Source organism: Lysobacter sp. yr284 (genome assembly GCF_900107375.1).
In the GTDB taxonomy this organism is placed as follows: domain Bacteria; phylum Pseudomonadota; class Gammaproteobacteria; order Xanthomonadales; family Xanthomonadaceae; genus Lysobacter.
Genome location: NZ_FNPT01000001.1, coordinates 972,142 through 990,203, shown reverse-complemented (window position 1 = coordinate 990,203; position 18,062 = coordinate 972,142). Strand labels below are relative to the sequence as shown.

Below are 18,062 nucleotides of genomic sequence, written 5' to 3'. Positions count from 1 at the left end.
GCATGCGCCTGCCCGCGACCCTGGCGCCCTGGCGGCCCTGGCTGGATTGGTTCGATCCGGACCTGGCCGGCGCGCTCGGCGAACTGTTGCTGCGCCTGCATCCGCTGCTGGGCGCGTTCCGCCTGCGCGCGCAGCGCGGCGAACTGGAACCCGAAGGCATCGACGACCTGCGCCGGCGCGGCAGTTACGAGCGCCTGCTGCTGAGCGAGTGGGCGCTGGCCGACGCCGCGCCGGAAGAATTCGACCGCCGCGCCGCCGGCGGCGAGCACCTGTTCCTGAGCCCGAAGCTGGTCGCGCGCCAGGCCGACGCGCTGACCGTGGCGGTGTTCGACAGCGGCCCGGCCCAGCTCGGCGCGCCGCGGCTGCTGCACCTGGCCTTGTGGATCCTGCTGGCGCAGCGCGCGCAGGCGGCGCGGGCGCGGTTCGCGTGGGGCGTGCTCGGCGTTCCCGGCGAACTGCACGAAGCCGATTCGGCGCAGCGCCTGCGCGAACTGCTGGATGCGCGCGCATGGCGGTTCCGCGCCGACGCCGGCCATGCCGGCTCGGCGCAGGCGCGCGCGGCGCTGGAACGACAATGGGCGCAGCACCTGGACGCGCTGGAGCCGAGCCCGGGCGAGCGCTGGTCGATCGGCGCGCCGGGGCCGGGCCACGGGCTCGGCCATCGGGTCGGCATCGGCGCGGCGGAGGCGGGCGAACTGGCGGTGACGGTGAGCGCGGCGCGGGCGCGGCGCGAGGCGAGGCTGGCCTTGCCCGATCCCGCGCGCGCGACGCGCTTGCTGCGCGGGCAGTTCGTGCTGGCGCGCGCGTCCGCGCTGGCGCCGGCGATCGAGCATGACGGCCCGGTGCGGATCGTGCGCTTGCCGCAGCGGATCTCGCTCAAGCAGCCGCCGCTGTTCTCGGCCGACGGCCACGACGTGGCGGTGCCGCTGCTCGACGACGCCGCGGCCTATGTGCAGCGCCTGAGCGGCAAGCGCCGGCTCGGCGCGCCGAGCCTGGTGCGCTGGGGCTCGGCGCGCTCGTTGCTGGCGGCGACGATCCACAAGCACCAGTTCGGCGGCGCGGTGCCGAGCGCGGCGGGGTTGGTGTTTTGGTCGCTGAGCGGCTTCAGCCACGGCGACCGTCCCGACGAACTCAACAGCGCGCCCGGCCAGGGCCGCTGGCTGCCGCTGGCGCGGGTGCAGCCCGAGCGCCAGGCCCACGACGCCTCGCCGCCGGCGGAACTGCTGATGCTGGCCGGCGGCAAGCTGTGGCGCTGGCGCCAGGAGCCGAACGCCGCGCGCGCGGCCAGTTTCGGCAACGGGCCGTACTCGGAGAACGTGCTGGCGTTCGTGCCGATGAACGGCGCCTGGGCCGACTACCTGCGCGTGCGCGAGAACGAACTGCAGGTCTGCTGCACCCGCGCCGGATTCGGCGGGCAGGTGCTGGCCAAGGCCGAATGCGCGGGCACGCCGGTGTCGGGCTGGCTGCACGCCGAGCGCGTCGACCGTCGCTACCTGCGCACCGCCGCGGTGGAGTTGCGCATCGGCGGCCACGGCGGCGATCGCGCCGGCCTGTGGCGCGTGCTGCAGTGGCTGGACCAGGACAAGACCGCCGATTTCGAGATCATCCTGCCGAGCGAGTGGAAGGTGATCGGGGTCGACGCCGCGCCCGAAGGCGCGGCCGCGTTGATCGCGATCAACCCCGACCGCACCGCGCTGCTGGCGATCGGCGAGAAAGAACGCCGCACCCTGTACCAATCGGCGACCCGGCTCAGCGTCGGCAGCGTCGCCGGCGGCGGCGAGACCATCGCCCTGGTCGACCTCGACGGCCGTCTGGTGGTGTTGCACGAACGCGGCGCCGGCACCACGATCTACGCCGGGGGGAGCGCAGATGAGTGACACGCAGGGCGCGCAGGTGCGGTATCCGGTGTGGCGCGGCCAGCAGGCCGTGGCCGGCCTGTGGCTGCCGGCGGACCTGCTCGGCGCGCAGCAGCGCGGCGAGCGCCTGTTGCGCTGGTGGGCGCCGGGCTGCCGCGCCTGGCGCTTCGACCGCGGCCCGGCCCGCGGCGACCTGCTGCGCTTCGAGGCCGAACGCTCGCTGCATTGCGACGCCGCCGGCGGCACGCCGCTGTGCCGGATCGGCGCGCACGGGCTCTACGCCGGCCCGCTGACCGCGCGCGAACGCGAAGGCCTGGCGCCGGCCGACGTGCGCCTGGTGTTGGGCGGACACTTGCTGGCGCTGGATCTGGCCGACGGCGAGGCGCTGGATCCGTCGCTGGCGATCGAACTCGACGACTACGCCCTGCACGACACCTTCGCCTGCGACCGCGCGCTGCCCAAGTTGCAGCCGGACAAGATCGCCGGCAAGGCGGTGCGCGAACTGCTCGGCGAACGCATCGCGCCGCCGAGCGAGGAGCGCCAGCGCTTCCTGCGCGCGCTGGGCCGCAACCGCGACGACGCCGGCGACGGCACGCCGGGGCTGATGGAACGCGCGACCGGCGTGCGCGACGGCGCCGCGGCGTGGCTGTTGCGCCGGTTTCCCGGGCTGGGCGTCGGCTTCGGCGGCGGCGGTGTTGGCGGTGGATTCGGATTCGAATTCGGCGGCGGCGCCGATGCGGCGCCGTCCGCTTCCGCCGGCGGCATCGCCGCGCGCCGCCGCCGCGCGCTGCCGCAGCGCTGGCGCGCCGCGCTCGCGCGCATGGCCGCGGCCAGCGGTGCGGCGCGCCTGATCGGCCTGCGCCAGGGCGCGTACCTGCGCCGGCTGCTGGAACAGTTCGACCATGGCGACACGCTGGAAGCCTTGCGCCATGCCCTGCCGATCGACGGCGACAGCGCCGATTCGCTCGGCCAGTCCTTCGGCACGCCCGGCCGCCGCGACGACTTCAGCCTGAGCACGCAGCGCAGCGCCGGCTCGAGCATCGGCGCCGGCGACGACATCCGCGAGCTGCTGCGCCAGCGCTACCGCCGCGCGTTCGAGCGGCTCGACGGCGCGGGCAAGATCGACGAAGCGGTGTTCGTGCTGGCCGAACTGCTCAACGCGCGCCAGGAAGCGCTGGATTACCTGGTCAAGCACGGACGCGCGGCGCAGGCGGCGGAGCTGGCGCTGGGCTGGGACATGCCGGCCGACGCCATCATCCGCCTGCTGATGCTGGCCGGCGATCCCGAACGCGCGGTGCTGGTGGCGCGCCGCGACAACGCCTTCGCCACGGCGCTGGCGCTGCTGGAAGGCGGGTCCGGGCACCGCGCGCAGGCGCGCGGCCTGCGCCGCGAATGGGGCCGCGCGCTGGCCGCGCAAGGGCGCTGGCTGGAAGCGGTGGAAGCGGTATGGCCGGACCCGGATTCGCGCGAACAGGCCGGGCGCTGGCTGCAGACCGCCGAGGCCGGCGGCGCCGAACTGTCGGCGCGCGCGCTGGTGCGCCGCGCCGCGCTGCTGCCCGACACCTTGCAGCACTACGCCGGGCGCGTCGCCGAACTGGCCGACCCGGACGCGCCGGCCGCGCCGCGCGAAGCGCTCGGCCTGGCCCTGGCGACGATCGCGCACGCCCAGCGCAACGACGCGCTGGCGCGGATGGCCGCGCGCGCGTTGCCGGCGCTGGCGGCCGATCGCGCCAGCGGCGCCAACGCGCTCGAACGCGCCCAGCTCGACCGCATCCGCATGCTCGCCGCCGATCCCTGGCTCGACGCCGACCTGCCCGCGTGGGGCGTGCCGCCGGCGCCGCCGGCGCTGCCGCTGTGGGAACGGCGCGCGACGCTGCAGGCGAGCATGCACGCCGACCCCGGCCTGCAGGCGCCGCTGGACCTGGCCGCGCTCGGCGAAGGCCGCTGGCTGGCCGCGTTCGGCGAGGCCGGCGCGGCGATGTTCGATGCCGCCGGGCGCTGCCTCAGGCGCTACGCGGTGCCCGCGCACCGGCTGGTGATCGGCGACAGCGGCGAGGTCGCGCTGGCGCTGGCGCGGCGCGAATCGGTCTGGCGCATCGCCCGGCTCGACCTGACCGGACACCGCATCGAAGACCTCGGCGCGTTGCCGCTGCAGTTCTTCGCCGACCGCTTCGACGGCGTCGCCTGGGCGGCGGTGTCGGGCCAGCGCATCGTCGCCTTCGACGCCGGCCCGGTCGGCGAGGGCGGACGGCCGCTGCAGGTGCTGTGGAGCGTCGGCGACCTCGGCGGCGACATCGTCCAGGCGCGGTTCCTGCGCCACGACGAACTGTTCCTGGTCGCCGGCCGCGGCGCCACCACGGTCTGGCACTACCGCACCCATCCCAACCGCGCGCTGGTCTCGCGCGAACCGGTCGAAGTGCCGGCGCACGGCTGGATGCTGCTGGACCCGCACAACACCGTCGCCGATCTCGCCACCGGCGCCAACGACGACGGCGGCGTGCGCGTCTCGTTCCGCTTCAACGGCCGCCCCTGCGCGATCGACCTGGAACCGCCGGAGCCGGGCAGCGGCGAGTGCGAAAGCTCGCTGATCCCGCTGGCGCGCGGCTTCCTGGTGCTGCTGCACGGCGCCTACCGGATGCGCGCCTACCTGATCCGCCGCGGCAACGACGAACTCGCGCGCTGCGTGGCGCGGATCGACTGGCCGCAGGCGCGGCTGCGCGCGCGCGAGCAGTCCGACCGGCTGGTGCTGTTCGACGACGAGGGCCGGGCGATGGCGATCGCGACGGAGACCTCGCAGGTGCGCAGCGCGCGGCTGGGGTGAGGTTGCGCAGTCCCGTGTAGGCGCGGCGCGAGCCGCGAACGCGCCAAAGCACTGCGCCGAACGCTGCGTCGTGGCTACATCGTCGCGGTCGCGGCTCGCTGCGCTCCTACAAAAACCTTCGCGTGGCGCGGGCTGCGCGCTGCGCCGGTTGGCCGGGCTTCGGCAATGGCGCTTGCGCGAATCTTTGCGGTTGCTCGCGGCTCGCGCCGCGGCTGCGGGAGGCGGCGCGACATCGGCGCCGTCGGAGGCCGCCGCAAAGAAAAAGCCCGGCAGGCGCCGGGCTTTTTCATCGCTCATGCCTGGATGCCGCGATCAGGGAAAAACCTTGATCTGCTGGTCGGCCTTGCGCGTCATCGCGGTGCCGGCCTTGCAGGCGTAAGCCTCGGCGAACGCGGGCAGGTTCGACAGCGGCAGGTTGGTGCGCCACTGGCCGGGGGCGTGGATGCCCGAGGCTGCGCGCTGCGCCGCCGCTTCCGGACTCAGCTGCTGCGCCCACACGCCGGCCCAGGCCTTGAAGAAGGACTGGTTGGCGTCCTTGTTCGCGGCCGGCTGGGCGGCGCGGTACGCGCTCCAGGCCAGTTCGACGCCGGCCTGGTCGGCGACGGCGACGTCGCGCACCTGGTTGCCGTTGACCTTGACCGAGCCCAGGCCCGGCCAGGATTCGGCGCTGTACTGCGCGGCCACGCGCGCGGCGAGCGCGTCCCAGGCCGAGACTTCGGCCGGGGTCCACCAGTCGCGCACTTCCTGCTTGGCGTTGACGTAGCGGCCGCGGCTGTCGAAGCCGTGGGTCAGCTCGGCGCCGACCAGGGCGCCGAAGGAGCCGTACTGCGCGGACTCCGGGCGGCTCATGTCGAGCACCGGCGCCTGCAGCATCGCCGCGGTCACGATCAGCCGGTTCTGGGCGATGTCGTAGGCCAGCGACGGCTCCTGCGGCAGCACGTCCCAGCGGCGGTCGGCGTTGCCGCGGCCGATCCGCTTCATTTCCTCGCGGTGGCGCCAGGTCGAGGCGACCAGCATGTTGCTGCCGAAGCTGCCGCGGCCCATCGGCTGCACGGTGTAGTCGAGGTCGCGCTTGGGCGTGCCGATCTCGATCTTGAGCTTGCCCAGCTTGGCCCGCGCCTCGTTCTTGACCGCCTCGCCGAAGCGGGTGTCGGCGTCGATGGCCTTGCCCAGCGCGTCGCGCACCTGTTGGGCGATCTGCTCGGCGCGCTGGTCGGTGGCGGCGGGCAGGTAGCGCGCGGCGTACTCGTGGCCGACCATCGGGCCGGCGGCCAGGGTGATCGCGTCGAGCACCGCCTGCGGGCGCGCCGGCTGCTCGCGCTGGCCGCGCAGGATCTTGCCGCGGAAGTCGAACTCGGCGTCGCGGAACGGCTTGGCCAGGTACGGCGCCATCGAGTCGCCGATGCGCCAGCGCAGGTAGGTCTTCCACTGTTCGGGCTTGAGCTGGTCGATCAGCTTGTCCATCTCGGCGAACAGCGCCGGGTTGGCCATCGACACGCTGTCGTCGCTGACGCCCTGGGCCTTGAGGAAATCGCCCAGCTGCAGGCGCTTGTAGGTCTTGCCCAGGGTGTTGGTGGCGACCGGCGCGTAGTTGGCGCGCGGATCGCGCAGGTCGGCCAGCGGCTTGGAGGCGCGGGCCAGGCGGGTTTCCAGGTCGATCACCAACTGCGACTCGGCGGCGAGCTTGTCCTTCGGCGTGCCGGTCAGGGTCAGGATCTTCTGCACGTAGACGTTGTACTGCGCCAGCAGCTGGCGGGTGTCGTTGTCGGTGCGGGTGTAGTAGGCCGGGTCGGGCAGGCCCAGGCCGCCCTGGCTGAAGTAGCCGATGTGGCGTTCCAGGTCCTGCAGGTCGATGTCGGCGCCGAAGTTGAACAGCACCGGGATGCCGACCTGGTGCAGGGCGGCGATCGAGGCCGGGATGTCCTTGGACTTCTTGATCGCGTTGATGCGGCCCAGCAGCGGGGCGATCGGCTGCGAGCCGTCGCGTTCGACCGCGGCCTCGTCCAGGCCGCTGGCCCAGAAGTCGCCGAGCAGCTTCTGCACGTTGCCCTGCGGCGCGGTCATCGCGGTGTTGAGCAGTTCCAGCTGCTGGCGGCGGGCGTTGTTGGCCAGGGTCTCCAGCGCCGAGACCGAGGCGTTGCCGGCCAGCGGGTTGGCGCGCAGCCAGTCGGCGTTGGCGTTGCCGTAGAAGTCGGTGCAGGCGTTGGCGACGGCCGGGGCCTTGGGCTTGGCGGGCGCCTTCTTCTTGGCGGCGTCGGCGGCGGGCGAGGCCAGGCCGGCGATCAGGCTCAGGGCGAGGGCGCAGGCAAGCGGGCGTAGGGTCAGCATCGCGTAGTCCATCCGGAGGATGCGGGAGTTTAACAATCCGGCGTGGGATGGCGGTGAACGGGGTTGCGGTTCGGGGGCGGGGATCGGGGGCCGGGATTCGGGATCGGGCGGAGCGTCCGGGGTCCAGGCAGGACGCCAGCGCGCCCACCGGCCGTCGTCCCCGCGAAGGCGGGGAACCAGGGCGTCGTCGCGACATGACTCTGAAGTCTCTGGATCCCCGCGTTCGCGGGGATGACGTTCTTGACGCGACGTTGCGGCTAGCCGCTGTCGAATCCCGAAACAACGAAGGCCCGGGAATCCCGGGCCTTCGTCGATGCATCGGCTTCGGCGCAGTCATCGCGCCGCCGCGATCACCAGATGATCACCTGCTTGTCGCCTTCGCGCACCATCGGCTGGCCGGGCTTGCACGAGAACGCGGCGGCGAACGACGGCAGGTTCGACGGCGCGCCGATCGCGCGGAAGTTGGCCAGCGCGTGCTCGTCGGTCTGCAGGCGCATCTTCTCCTCGTCCGGGGTGAAGTTGCGGCGCCACACCGTGGCCCAGTTGAGGAAGAAGCGCTGGTCGCGGGTCAGGCCGTCGGTCTTCGGGTCCGGGGTCTCGCCCGCGGCCTTCTTCATCGCGTCGTACGCGGTGGCCAGGCCGCCGAGGTCGGCGATGTTCTCGCCCAGGGTGTGGGTGCCGTTGACCTTCTGCCCGCCGATCGCGGTGTAGCCGTCGAACTGCTTGATCAGCTTGCCGGTCAGGCCCGAGAACGCCTTGGCGTCGGACGGCGCCCACCACACTTCCATGTTGCCGGTCGGGCCGAAGCGCGAACCCTGGTCGTCGTAGCCGTGGGTCATCTCATGGCCGATCACCGCGCCGATGCCGCCGTAGTTGGCCGCATCGTCGGCCTTGGGATCGAAGAACGGCGGCTGCAGGATCGCGGCCGGGAACACGATCTCGTTCTGCAGCGGGTTGTAGTAGGCGTTGACCGTCTGCGGGCTCATGCCCCACTCGGTCTTGTCGACCGGCTTGCCGACCTTGCTCAGGTTCCACTTGTAGTTGAACTGGTTGGCCGCCTTGACGTTGGCGTAGTAGCTGTCGCGGCTGGTCGCCAGGCCGCTCCAGTCGCGCCACTTGTCCGGGTAGCCGATCTTCGGGGTGAAGCTGGCCCACTTCTCCAGCGCCTTCTTCTTGGTGTCGGCGCTCATCCACGACAGGTTCTCGATGCGCACCTTCAGCGCCTGGCGCAGGTTCTCCACCAGCGCCTGCATGCGCTGCTTGGACTCGGCCGGGAACGCGACCTTGACGTACAGCTGGCCCATCGCTTCGCCGGCCTGGCCCTCGACGGTGTCGAGCACGCGCTTCCAGCGGTCCTTCATTTCCTTCTGGCCGCGCAGGGTCTTGGAATAGAAGTTGAAGTTCTCCTGCACGAACGCGTCGGACAGGAACGGCGAGGCGCCGTCGATCGCGTGGAAGCGCAGGTAGGCCTGCCACGCGGCGGCCGGGGTGTCGCCGATCATCTTGCTGACTTCCTGGTGGAAGCCCGGCACCGCCAGCGAGAACATCTTCGGCGTGGCCACGCCCTGCGACTCGAAGAACTTGGTCCAGGAGAAGTTCGGGGTCAGCTCGTCGGCCTTGGCCGGGCTGAGCGGGTTGTAGTAAAGCGACACGTCGCGCGAGAGCTGCTCGCGGGTCTTGGAGGCCTTGGCCAGGCGCGTCTCGAACGCGATCACGTCCTTGGCCTGCTTGGCGGCGTCCTCGGGTTTCGCGCCGCCCAGTTCCAGCACCTTCGCCACGTGCTGTTCGTACGCGGCCAGCTTGTCCTTGAACTTGGCGTCGGTGTAGTACGGCGCGTCCGGCAGGCTCAGGCCGCCCTGCGAGGCGTAGGCGATGTTGTTGGCCGAATCCTTGAAGTCGGCCTCGGCGCCGAAGCCGAACAGCGGATTGTCGCCGGTCGCGGCGGTGTCGCGCAGGTAGGCGGCGATCTTCTCGGGGCTGTCGATGGCGTCGATCTTGGCCAGGTCGGCCTTCAGCGGCTCCAGGCCCTGGGCGTTGATCTTGGCCTCGTCCATGCCGGTGGCCCACAGGTCGCCGACGATCTTCTCCACCCCGGTGGCCTTGGTGTCGGCCGCGGCCTGCTCGGCGAGCTGGTGCTGGACGTCGTTGGAACGCTCGTCGAGCATTTCGAACGCGCCCCAGGAGGTGCGGTCGCCCGGGATCGGGTTGGCGGCGAGCCACTTGCCGTTGGCGTAGCCGGCGAAGTCGACGCAGGCGTCCTTGCTGCTGTCCAGATCGGCGATCTCGAAGCGGTTGACCTTCTGCAGCTTGCCCTCGTCGAGGGTCAGCGCGGCGGGCTCGGCCGGCTTGGCGGCGGCCTGGTCGGCGGCCGGCGCGTTCGCGGCCGGGGCTTCGGTTTTGCCGCCGCAGGCCGCCACGGCGGTGGCGATAGCGACGGACAGCAACAGGACTTGCGGTTTCTTGAGGGTCACAGCGGGCTCCGGCCGTAAGGCGTAGGCGTGAAACGAGGCGGGAATTGTGGCCGATTCTGGGCCGGCGCGGCAGCCGCGCAGCCCGGACACCGGCCGGACGATAGCCCCGCGCGGGTCGCGCGCAGGGTGTCGAAGGTCATGTGTGACGGCTTCGTAATGTTGCGGCAGGGCCGCGAAGACCGGGTGGAAACGAGGGCGAACGCGGGATGTTTAGCCTGTTCATGATTGCGCGAATCCGGCGGTTCCCTGGTTGCCCTCATTCCCGGCCGCTCACCAGATCACCACCTGGCGGTCGCCGTCGCGCACCATCGCCTGTCCGGGCTTGCACGAGAACGCGGCGGCATACGCAGGCAGGTTCGACGGCGCGCCGATCGCGCGCTGGTCGCTGGGGGCGTGCGGGTTGGAGGCGACCAGCACCTTGAGCAGGTCCGGGGTGTAGCGGTCGCGCCAGCTCATCGCATAGCTCATGAAGAAGCGCTGGTCGCGGCTGAAGCCGTCGGTCTTCGGGTCGGGCGTGTCGCCCACGGCCAGGTGCATGGCGTCGTAGGCGGTGGCCAGGCCGCCGAGGTCGGCGATGTTCTCGCCCAGGGTCAGCTTGCCGTTGACCTTCAGCCCCGGCGCCGCCTCGTAGCCGTCGAACTGCTCGATCAGCTTCTGGCTGCGCGCGGCGAAGCCCTTGGCGTCGGCCGGCGTCCACCAGTCGGCGAGGTTGCCGCGGGCGTCGAAGCGCGCGCCCTGGTCGTCGTAGCCGTGGGTCATCTCGTGGCCGATCACCGCGCCGATGCCGCCGTAGTTGATCGCCGCGTCGGCCTTGGGATCGAAGAACGGCGGCTGCAGGATCGCGGCCGGGAACACGATCTCGTTCTGCAGCGGGTTGTAGTAGGCGTTGACCGTCTGCGGGCTCATGTTCCACTCGGTCTTGTCGACCGGCTGGCCGATCTTGCCCAGGCGCCACTTGTAGTTGAATTCGTTGGCGGCCATGACGTTGGCGTAGTAACTGTCGCGGCCGCTGGCCAGGCCGCTCCAGTCGCGCCACTTGTCCGGGTAGCCGATCTTGGGCGTGAAGCTGGCCCACTTCTCCAGCGCCTTCTTCTTGGTGTCGGCGCTCATCCACGACAGGTTCTCGATGCGCGCTTTCAGCGCGGTGCGCAGCTGCTGCACCAGCGCCTGGGTCTGGGCCTTGGCGTCCGGCGGGAACGCGACCTTGACGTAGAGCTGGCCCATCGCCTCGCCGGCCTGGTCGTCGATGCCGCCGAGCACGCGCTTCCAGCGCGCCTTGGGCTCCTTCTGGCCGAGCATGGTCTTGGCGTGGAACTCGAAGCTCTCGGCGACGAAGGCGTCGCCGAGGTAGGGCGAGGCGTTGTCGACGGCGTGGTAGCGCAGGAACGCGCGCCAGGTCGCGGCCGGCACGTCGGCGATCATCTTGCTGACTTCCTGGTGGAAGCCGGGCATGGCCAGCGAGAACGTCTTCGGCGTGGCCACGCCCTGGGCCTGGAAGAATCGGGTCCAGGAGAAGTTCGGCGTCAGCTCGTCGGCCTTGGCCGGGCTGATCGGGTTGTAGTACAGGGCGACGTCGCGCGAGAGCTGCTCGCTCGACAGCGACACCCGCGCCAGCCGGGTCTCGAACTCGAGCACGGCCTTGGCCTGGGTTTGCGCATCCGCGGCGTTGGCGCCGGCGAGTTCCAGCACCTTGGCGATGTGCTTGCCGTAGGCGGCGAGCTTGTCGCGCTTGTCGGCGTCGAAGTAATAGCCGCGGTCGGGCAGGCCGAGCCCGCCCTGCACGGCGTAGGCCAGGTTGACCGCGGAATTCTTGAAGTCGGCTTCCGGCGAGAAGTCGAACAGCACGTTGCGGCCGAGCGCGGCGCTGTCGCGCAGGTAGGCCGACACGCGCTCGGGCGAATCCACCGCGTCGATCGCCGCCAGTTCGTCCTTCAGCGGCGCCAGGCCCTGGGCGTTGATCTTGGCCTCGTCCATGCCGGTGGCCCACAGGTCGCCGATCAGCTTCTCCACGCCGGCGGCCTTGGCGTCGCCGGCGGCCTGCTCGGCGAGTTGGCGCTGGATCGCCAGCGAGCGCTCGGCGAGCACGTCCGACACGCCCCACGACGAGCGGTCGCCGGGGATCGGGTTGGCCGCGAACCACTTGTCGTTGACGTAACCGGTGAGGCTGTCGCAGGCGTTGCGGGCCGGGTCCAGGTCGGTCGCGGCGAACCGCACCGGCTGCGGCAGCTTGGATTCGTCGAGCTTGAGCGCGGCGCCGGCATCGGGCGCGGCGGCGGCCTGCGGCGCGGCGGCCGGCGCGGTCGGTTCGGGCTTGGCGCAGGCGGCCACGGCGGCGGCGAGGGCCAGCGGCAGCAACAGGTGGCGGGGGCGGACGGTCATCGCTGGAACTCCCTGGAGGCATGGAACGGGCGCGGCGAACGCGCGCGACCCGGCGATGATGGACCCGCCGGCGGCCGCGGGAGGGTGTCTTCAGTCACGTGGGGTGGCGGGCGGCTTTGCCCTGGCGGTGGTTTTGCGCGGCCGGCCCCGCGCCTGCGGGGACGGCGTTTGCGGCAGGGCTTCGGCCGCGACGCCTTTCGCGCGGCCGCCGCGATCTGGAACGACAGCGTCGGGGCTCAAGCCCGTCCCGCAAAAGCTGAAGCCTGCGCCCGCCAGCGCACGCGCCGCGCGCGAGCGGGCGAAACCGGCGTGGTAATTTCAGCCCACGCCGCGGCCCATCGCCGCGCGCAGGAGCCGAATCCGATGCGAGTGCATTTCCACGGCGCGGCCGGCGAGGTCACCGGTTCGCTGCATGAAGTCGAAGCCGCCGGCCATCGCCTGTTGCTCGACTGCGGCATGATCCAGGGCAGCCCCGAGGCCGAGCGCCGCAACTTCGACCCGTTCGGCTTCGACGCCGCCGCGCTCGACGCGCTGGTGATCAGCCACGCCCACATCGACCACATCGGCCGGGTGCCGCTGCTGCTCAAGCGCGGTTTCCGCGGCGACATCCACGCCCAGGAAGCCACCGCCGACCTGATGCGGATCATGCTGCTGGATTCGGCGTCCATCGCCGAAAGCGAAGCCGAGCGCGGCAACCGCAGGCGCCGCGCCGGCGAAGCGGAACTGCAGCCGCTGTACACCCGCGAGGACGTGGAAGCGACCATGCGCCGGGTGCGCCCGCTGCGCTACGGCGCGGCCAGCGAAATCCTGCCCGGCGTGCAGCTGACCTTTCGCGAAGCCGGGCACATCCTGGGCTCGTCGGTGGTCGAACTGCGCGCCGACGGCCGCACCCTGGTGTTCTCCGGCGATCTCGGCCCCAAGGGCACGCCGATCCTGCGCGACCCCGAACCCATCGCCGCCGCCGACCTGGTGCTGATGGAATCGACCTACGGCGACCGCCTGCACAAGGACCGCAGCGAAACCATCCTCGAACTCGGCCGCATCCTCGACGCGGCCTGGAACGACGGCGGCAACGTGCTGATCCCCGCGTTCGCGGTCGGCCGCAGCCAGGAGCTGCTGTACTGGTTCGCCAAGTACTGGGACGAGTGGCAGCTCTCGCGCTGGAAGATCTTCCTCGACAGCCCGATGGCGGCGAAAGTGGTCGCCGTCTACGACCGCCACGCCGAACTGTTCGACGAGGACGCGGCCAAGGTGTGGAAGGAAAAACCCAATCCCTTCGAGCTGCCGAACCTGCGCTTCACCGAATCGGCGCAGGACTCGATGGCGATCAACGCGATCGAACGCGGCGCGATCGTCATCGCCGGTTCCGGCATGGCCAACGCCGGCCGCATCCTGCACCACTTCCGCCAGAACCTCGACAAGCCGCAGACCCATGTGGTGTTCGTCGGCTACCAGGCCGAAGGCACGATCGGCCGGCGCCTGGTCGAGGGCGCGCAGTGGGTGCGCATCCACGGCCGCGACATCCGCGCGCGCGCGCAGCGCCACACCATCGGCGGGCTGTCGGCGCACACCGACCAGCACGGCCTGATCGAATGGTACGGCGCGATCGCCGGGCATCCGCCGCTGGCGCTGGTGCACGGCGAGGACAAGGCGCGCGAGGCGCTGGCCGGCGAGATCGGCCAGCGCTACGGCACCCGCGCGGTGCTGGCGCGGCCGGGCCTGGCGTTGGAGGTTTGAACCCAGCCATGAACGATACCCCTGCGAACACGAGCGGTGCCGACGGCATCGACCCGAAGGAGCGCGTCGGCGCGGCGTTCGACGCCAATGCGATGCTGCGCGCGCGCGAGCTGACCTGGCAGGCGCTGGAGCGCATCCGCGCGCAGATCGCGCCGGGCATGCGCGAGTCGCAGGCGCGCGAGCTGGGCCAGCGCACCCTGGTCGAGATGGGCATGGGCCGGATCTGGCATCCGCTGCTGATCCGATTCGGCGCCAACACCCTCAAGACCTTCCGCGAGCGTTCCCAGGACGATCCGGAACTGGGCGCGAACGACATCTACTTCATCGACATGGGCGTGGTCTGGGACGGCCACGAAGGCGATTCGGGCGACACCTTCGTGGTCGGCGACGATGCCGACATGCACGCCTGCGCCGCGGGCGCGCGCATGCTGTTCGACGAAGTGCGCGAGGGCTGGCGCCATGAGGGCTGGCGCGGCGCCGAGTTGTACCGCTACGCCCAGCAGCGCGCGCAGGCGCTGGGTTGGCGGCTCAACCTCGACATCCAGGGCCACCGGGTCAGCGACTTCCCGCATGCGGTGTACCGCGCCGGCGACCTCGGCGAATTCGCCGGCACGCCAGCGCCGGGGCTGTGGATCCTGGAAATCCAGATCGCCCACCCCGAGCGGCCGTTCGGGGCGTTCTACGAGGATCTGCTGGTTTAGCGGCGCGCGGCGCGCGCGGGGGCAGGGAAGCGGACGGATCGCAGGAGGCAGGCATGAACGTGCGGTTGCGCAAGTGCGTCGTGGGCGCGGCCGTCGCGGTCGGGTCGGTGGTCTTGATCCTGTGGCTGCTGCACCTGTTGTTGGGACCGCATTGCACCCCGCATGCGCGGGTGCGGGCGCAGGTGGCGATACTCGGCGAAAAGGTCCGCGCCTTCCGCTGCGACGTCGGCGTCCTGCCCGCGGCGCTGTCGACGCTGACCGCCGGCGACCTGCCTTACGGCCGTTACGCGAACGAGTACGACCTGACCGACAGTTGGGGCCGCGCGCTCTACTACGCCTCCGACGACCGCCAGGGCCGCTTCGCCCTGTTCTCGCTGGGGCGCGACGGATTGCCCGGCGGCCGCGACGAGGACGCGGACATCGTGTTCGAGGGCAGCCTGGCGCCGCTGGACCGCGAGATCTGGCGCAACCGCGGCTCGCCGGTGCAGGCCATCGATTGCAGCGCGTACCGGACGACGCCGCAACAGTCGCTGATGCTGCGCCAGGCCGCAGCCGCCGAAGCGGCCAAGCCGGCGCCGCGGCGCGGCGACGACGCGAGCGGATGCCGGCGCGATCGATAGCGCGCGATCGGTGCGTTGCGATGCGGCGATTGCGAAGAATTTACGCGCGCCGCCGTCGCCGGCATGGCGGCTTTATGCGCGCGGCGCGCAAGCTGCGCGCAGTCCCGTCGTGTCCACGAACGCATGAGCATCCTGATCCTGCAAGGCCGCCATCGCGCTGCGCCGCCGCTGCAATCGCAACTGCTGACCGAACTGCGCCGGCTCGCGCAAGCGGTCGGCCGCCACCTCGAACTGCGGCCCTGCGCCGACCTGCGCGAACTGATCGGCAGCCTGCGCGCGGCGCGCCGGCGCGGCTGCGAGTTCGTCCTGCTCGACCCGGGCGAACTGGCGCCGCAGGCGCTGGCCCGCCCCGAGCCATTGCGGCAGGCGCTGGACGAACTGCCCAGCGACTACATCGAAGTGCATGCCGACAGCGCCACCACGCTCGACGAGCGCTTGCGCGCGCGCGCCGCGCCGATCGCGACCATCGTCATCAACGGCGACCTGGCCGCGAGCTACCGCCTCGGTCTGGGCATCGCGCTGCGGCGGTTGGGACGGGCCTGAGGCGGCGGCGCCGCCGATGATCCGGCATCGCTGGCGCGGCCGCGGCAACGACGCGAATTGCGCAGTCCATCGCATTGTGGCGGCCGCTGTCGCCAGCGGCGACGTAGGGTGTTTTCGATATAAGAAAAAGTTCTGGATTTTTTTTCAGATCGGTGTAGGGAGGGGCTTCGCGGGCGACGTTAGATCGAGTGAAAGGCGCGCTTTTTATGTCCTTTCATCACGTCGGGCGTGACCCGCGCCAACCCCCAGCGGGGCGCGCCCGGCGTTTTTCGACCTTCCCCTTTCGGAGCCGCACCTGCATGAAGATTCCCTCTGGAAAACGCCGTCACGCCGCACTCGCCCTCGGCGTCGCGGTCGGCCTCGGCGCGCTGTGGTCGGGCCTGTCCTCGTCCTCGTCGTCGTCGCTTTCGTCGGTCGCCGCCGCGGGCGCGGCGGCCGGCGGCGCGAGCGCGACCGGCGCCGCGCCGGCGCCGGCCGGGCGCCTGCTGGCGGTGGCGTTGAACGCCTTCGCCCAGCCGCGCAACGACGCCCAGGCCAAGCTCGGCGGCCAGTTGCTGCAGGCGTTGCAGGCCGCCGAAGCCAGCGCCGCCGCCGCGCCGGGCGCAGCGGCCGCGTCCGCGCCGGGCGCGGGCCGCGCGCGCGGCGCTGCCGGCGCCGCCGCGCCCAGCGTGGCCGTGCAGATCGCCGCGTTGGTCCAAGCCGGCGTGCCGGCCAAACTGCGCGAGGACAACCGCGTGTCGGTGCACATCGACCTGGCCGCCACGCCCGAGCAGATCGAACGCCCCGCAGCGCTCGCGCGGCTCGGCGGCGAACTGGCCGACAGCCTGCAGCGCGCCGGCATCCGCGCGCAGCAGATCGCCGGCTCGGCGGTGCTCGACGCGAGCGTGCCGCTGGACCGCATGGAGTGGGTCGCCGCGCAGCCGCTGGTCGCGCGCGTGGATCTCAAGACCCTGCCGAACTTCGCCCAGGCGGCGCCGCAGCGCGTGACCACCCAGGGCGCCGCCGCCAGCGAAGTGCAGCGCCTGCACGATCTTGGCCTCAACGGCGAGGGCATCACCATCGCGGTGATCGACGGCTTCGACGACACCGACGGCGAAGTGGCTGCGCTGCAGGCCGCGGGCGAGTGGCCCGACGCCGAGCACCTGACCCAGCGCCGCGACGCCGCCGGCGATTTCGGCTCCGACGATTCCAGCCACGGCAACGCCGTGCTCGAAATCGCCTACGACCTCGCCCCGCAGGCCAGCTTCATCGCCTACGACACCAGCGACAACAACGACTGGGCCGCGGCCGTGCGCCACGCCGCCAACCTCGACGCGAACAACGTCGCCCAGGGCCGCCCGCGCGCGCAGGTGATCACCGCCTCGCTCGGCTTCGAGAACGGCAGCATCGGCGACGGCAGCGGCCGCCTGGGCTTCCTCAAGGGGCTCTACGACGCGATCCGCGCGGCCCGCGCCAACGGCGTGGTGGTGCTCAACGCCGCCGGCAACGAAGCGCTCAAGCACTGGGGCGGCGCGACCAACGTCGACGCCAACGGCTTCCAGCGCTGGAACGCGGCGGGCGACACCTACAACCTGCTCAACAGCGGCCAGTGCTTCCCGGTGGGGGGCGAATACACCTTGTCGGCGTCGCTGTTCTGGAACGACTGGGCCGGCGGCGCCAACGCCGCCAACCTCACCGACCAGGACTACGCCCTGCACCTGTACCGCCGCGGCAATCCGAACGCGCGCGGGGTGGCGTCGTGGGTGCTGGTCGGCTCGGTCGACGCGCGCCAGAACGGCGGCGCCGGCCAGGAGCCGGTGGAGCGCTTCAACTATGCGCCGCCGGCCAACCAGGCCACGCGCGAGTGCAACAACCGCGGCGCGGTGTATGCGGTGCGGGTCGGCCGCAACACCGCCGGCGCCAACAACAACCTGCAGCTGTTCGCCAACTGGGGCATCAGCCGCTCGGTGCCCGAACGCAGCCTGAGCTTCCCGGCCGATACCGCCGACGTGCTGACCATCGCCGCGCTCAACGTCGGCGATTCGGCGCTGGAGGACTACAGCTCGCGCGGGCCGGCGCTGGCCGCCGGCGGCGCGTTGCCGGGCAACGGCGCGGACGCCAATCCCAAGCCCAACGCCGCCAGCTTCGCCAACGTCGACACGGTGTCCTACGGGCCGGGCGAGTTCAACGGCACGTCCTCGGCGACGCCGCACGTGGCCGGCCTGGCCGCGCTGGTGCTGCAGCGGCAGATCGAACTGGCGCAGGGCGACGCGCAAACGCCGCCGGACGTGCAGGACACCGCGGCCAAGCGCCTGGCGCTGGCCAACGCCACCCGCGACAGCCTGCAGCAGATCGGCCGCAGCGGCGGCAACGACCTCGGCGCGGCCGGCCTCGACGGCAGCTACGGCTACGGGCGCGTGCGTTTCCACGCCAACGCCGACGCCTGCTTCACCGCCGCGGCTTACCGCGACAACGTGATCGACTTCCTGCAGGAACAACTGACCGCGCAGGAGCGCAAGGTCCGCGTCGACCAGAACCAGGCGACTTGCGAGGCGCGTCAGTAAACCGATGCCTGCGCCCGGCCGTCGCGGCCGGGCGCAGATCGAAGCGTCGGACGCGGCGGGAGC

The 18,062-nt window shown here is 71.8% G+C and carries 10 protein-coding genes; 7 read left to right on the top strand and 3 right to left on the bottom strand.

The window, feature by feature from the left end:
- The first annotated feature begins 2 nt into the window (after positions 1-2).
- On the top strand, positions 3-1,877 hold the full coding sequence (locus tag BLV01_RS04000; protein ID WP_091794206.1) for a hypothetical protein: 1,875 nt from the start codon (positions 3-5) through the stop codon (positions 1,875-1,877).
- The gene (locus BLV01_RS03995) at positions 1,870-4,677 is read left to right on the top strand and encodes a bpX6 domain-containing protein (RefSeq protein WP_091794205.1); all 2,808 of its coding nucleotides are present in this window, start codon (positions 1,870-1,872) and stop codon (positions 4,675-4,677) included. Before BLV01_RS04000 ends, BLV01_RS03995 begins: the two co-directional genes overlap by 8 nt.
- A gap of 312 nt (positions 4,678-4,989) precedes the next feature.
- Here BLV01_RS03995 and BLV01_RS03990 read toward each other — a convergent pair whose 3' ends face one another.
- The 3 genes from BLV01_RS03990 to BLV01_RS03980 form a co-directional block, all read right to left on the bottom strand.
- Entirely contained in the window at positions 4,990-7,005 is a 2,016-nt protein-coding gene (locus BLV01_RS03990; RefSeq protein WP_091794749.1) for a M13 family metallopeptidase, read from the bottom strand.
- Between the two features lie 350 nt (positions 7,006-7,355).
- Positions 7,356-9,452: a M13 family metallopeptidase gene (locus tag BLV01_RS03985; RefSeq protein ID WP_091794746.1), complete on the bottom strand. Its 2,097-nt coding sequence runs from the start codon at positions 9,450-9,452 to the stop codon at positions 7,356-7,358.
- Between the two features lie 294 nt (positions 9,453-9,746).
- Positions 9,747-11,855, bottom strand: a complete 2,109-nt coding sequence (locus tag BLV01_RS03980) for a M13 family metallopeptidase (RefSeq protein WP_091794203.1) — start codon at positions 11,853-11,855, stop codon at positions 9,747-9,749.
- Positions 11,856-12,218: 363 nt separating this feature from the next.
- Here BLV01_RS03980 and BLV01_RS03975 point away from each other — a divergent pair, with 363 nt between their 5' ends.
- The 5 genes from BLV01_RS03975 to BLV01_RS03955 all read left to right on the top strand — a co-directional run bounded on the left by BLV01_RS03975 (position 12,219) and on the right by BLV01_RS03955 (position 17,999).
- Entirely contained in the window at positions 12,219-13,592 is a 1,374-nt protein-coding gene (locus BLV01_RS03975) for an MBL fold metallo-hydrolase (protein WP_091794201.1), read from the top strand.
- 8 nt (positions 13,593-13,600) lie between these two features.
- Positions 13,601-14,293: a M24 family metallopeptidase gene (locus BLV01_RS03970; protein WP_091794199.1), complete on the top strand. Its 693-nt coding sequence runs from the start codon at positions 13,601-13,603 to the stop codon at positions 14,291-14,293.
- A 53-nt stretch (positions 14,294-14,346) separates the two neighbouring features.
- The gene (locus BLV01_RS03965) at positions 14,347-14,913 is read left to right on the top strand and encodes a type II secretion system protein GspG (protein ID WP_091794197.1); all 567 of its coding nucleotides are present in this window, start codon (positions 14,347-14,349) and stop codon (positions 14,911-14,913) included.
- Between the two features lie 123 nt (positions 14,914-15,036).
- Positions 15,037-15,456 carry a hypothetical protein gene (locus tag BLV01_RS03960; RefSeq protein WP_091794195.1) on the top strand — a complete coding sequence of 140 codons (420 nt, stop codon included), beginning with the start codon at positions 15,037-15,039 and terminating at the stop codon, positions 15,454-15,456.
- A gap of 299 nt (positions 15,457-15,755) precedes the next feature.
- On the top strand, positions 15,756-17,999 hold the full coding sequence (locus tag BLV01_RS03955; protein ID WP_091794193.1) for a S8 family serine peptidase: 2,244 nt from the start codon (positions 15,756-15,758) through the stop codon (positions 17,997-17,999).
- Positions 18,000-18,062 lie beyond the last annotated feature (63 nt).

Coding starts and splice junctions, on each gene's coding strand:
- BLV01_RS03980 (WP_091794203.1), bottom strand. CDS start 11,855: ATGACCGTCCGCCCCCGCCACCTGTTGCTGCCGCTGGCCCTCGCCGCC.
- BLV01_RS03955 (WP_091794193.1), top strand. CDS start 15,756: ATGAAGATTCCCTCTGGAAAACGCCGTCACGCCGCACTCGCCCTCGGC.
- BLV01_RS03960 (WP_091794195.1), top strand. CDS start 15,037: ATGAGCATCCTGATCCTGCAAGGCCGCCATCGCGCTGCGCCGCCGCTG.
- BLV01_RS03965 (WP_091794197.1), top strand. CDS start 14,347: ATGAACGTGCGGTTGCGCAAGTGCGTCGTGGGCGCGGCCGTCGCGGTC.
- BLV01_RS03975 (WP_091794201.1), top strand. CDS start 12,219: ATGCGAGTGCATTTCCACGGCGCGGCCGGCGAGGTCACCGGTTCGCTG.
- BLV01_RS03995 (WP_091794205.1), top strand. CDS start 1,870: ATGAGTGACACGCAGGGCGCGCAGGTGCGGTATCCGGTGTGGCGCGGC.
- BLV01_RS03970 (WP_091794199.1), top strand. CDS start 13,601: ATGAACGATACCCCTGCGAACACGAGCGGTGCCGACGGCATCGACCCG.
- BLV01_RS03990 (WP_091794749.1), bottom strand. CDS start 7,005: ATGCTGACCCTACGCCCGCTTGCCTGCGCCCTCGCCCTGAGCCTGATC.
- BLV01_RS04000 (WP_091794206.1), top strand. CDS start 3: ATGCGCCTGCCCGCGACCCTGGCGCCCTGGCGGCCCTGGCTGGATTGG.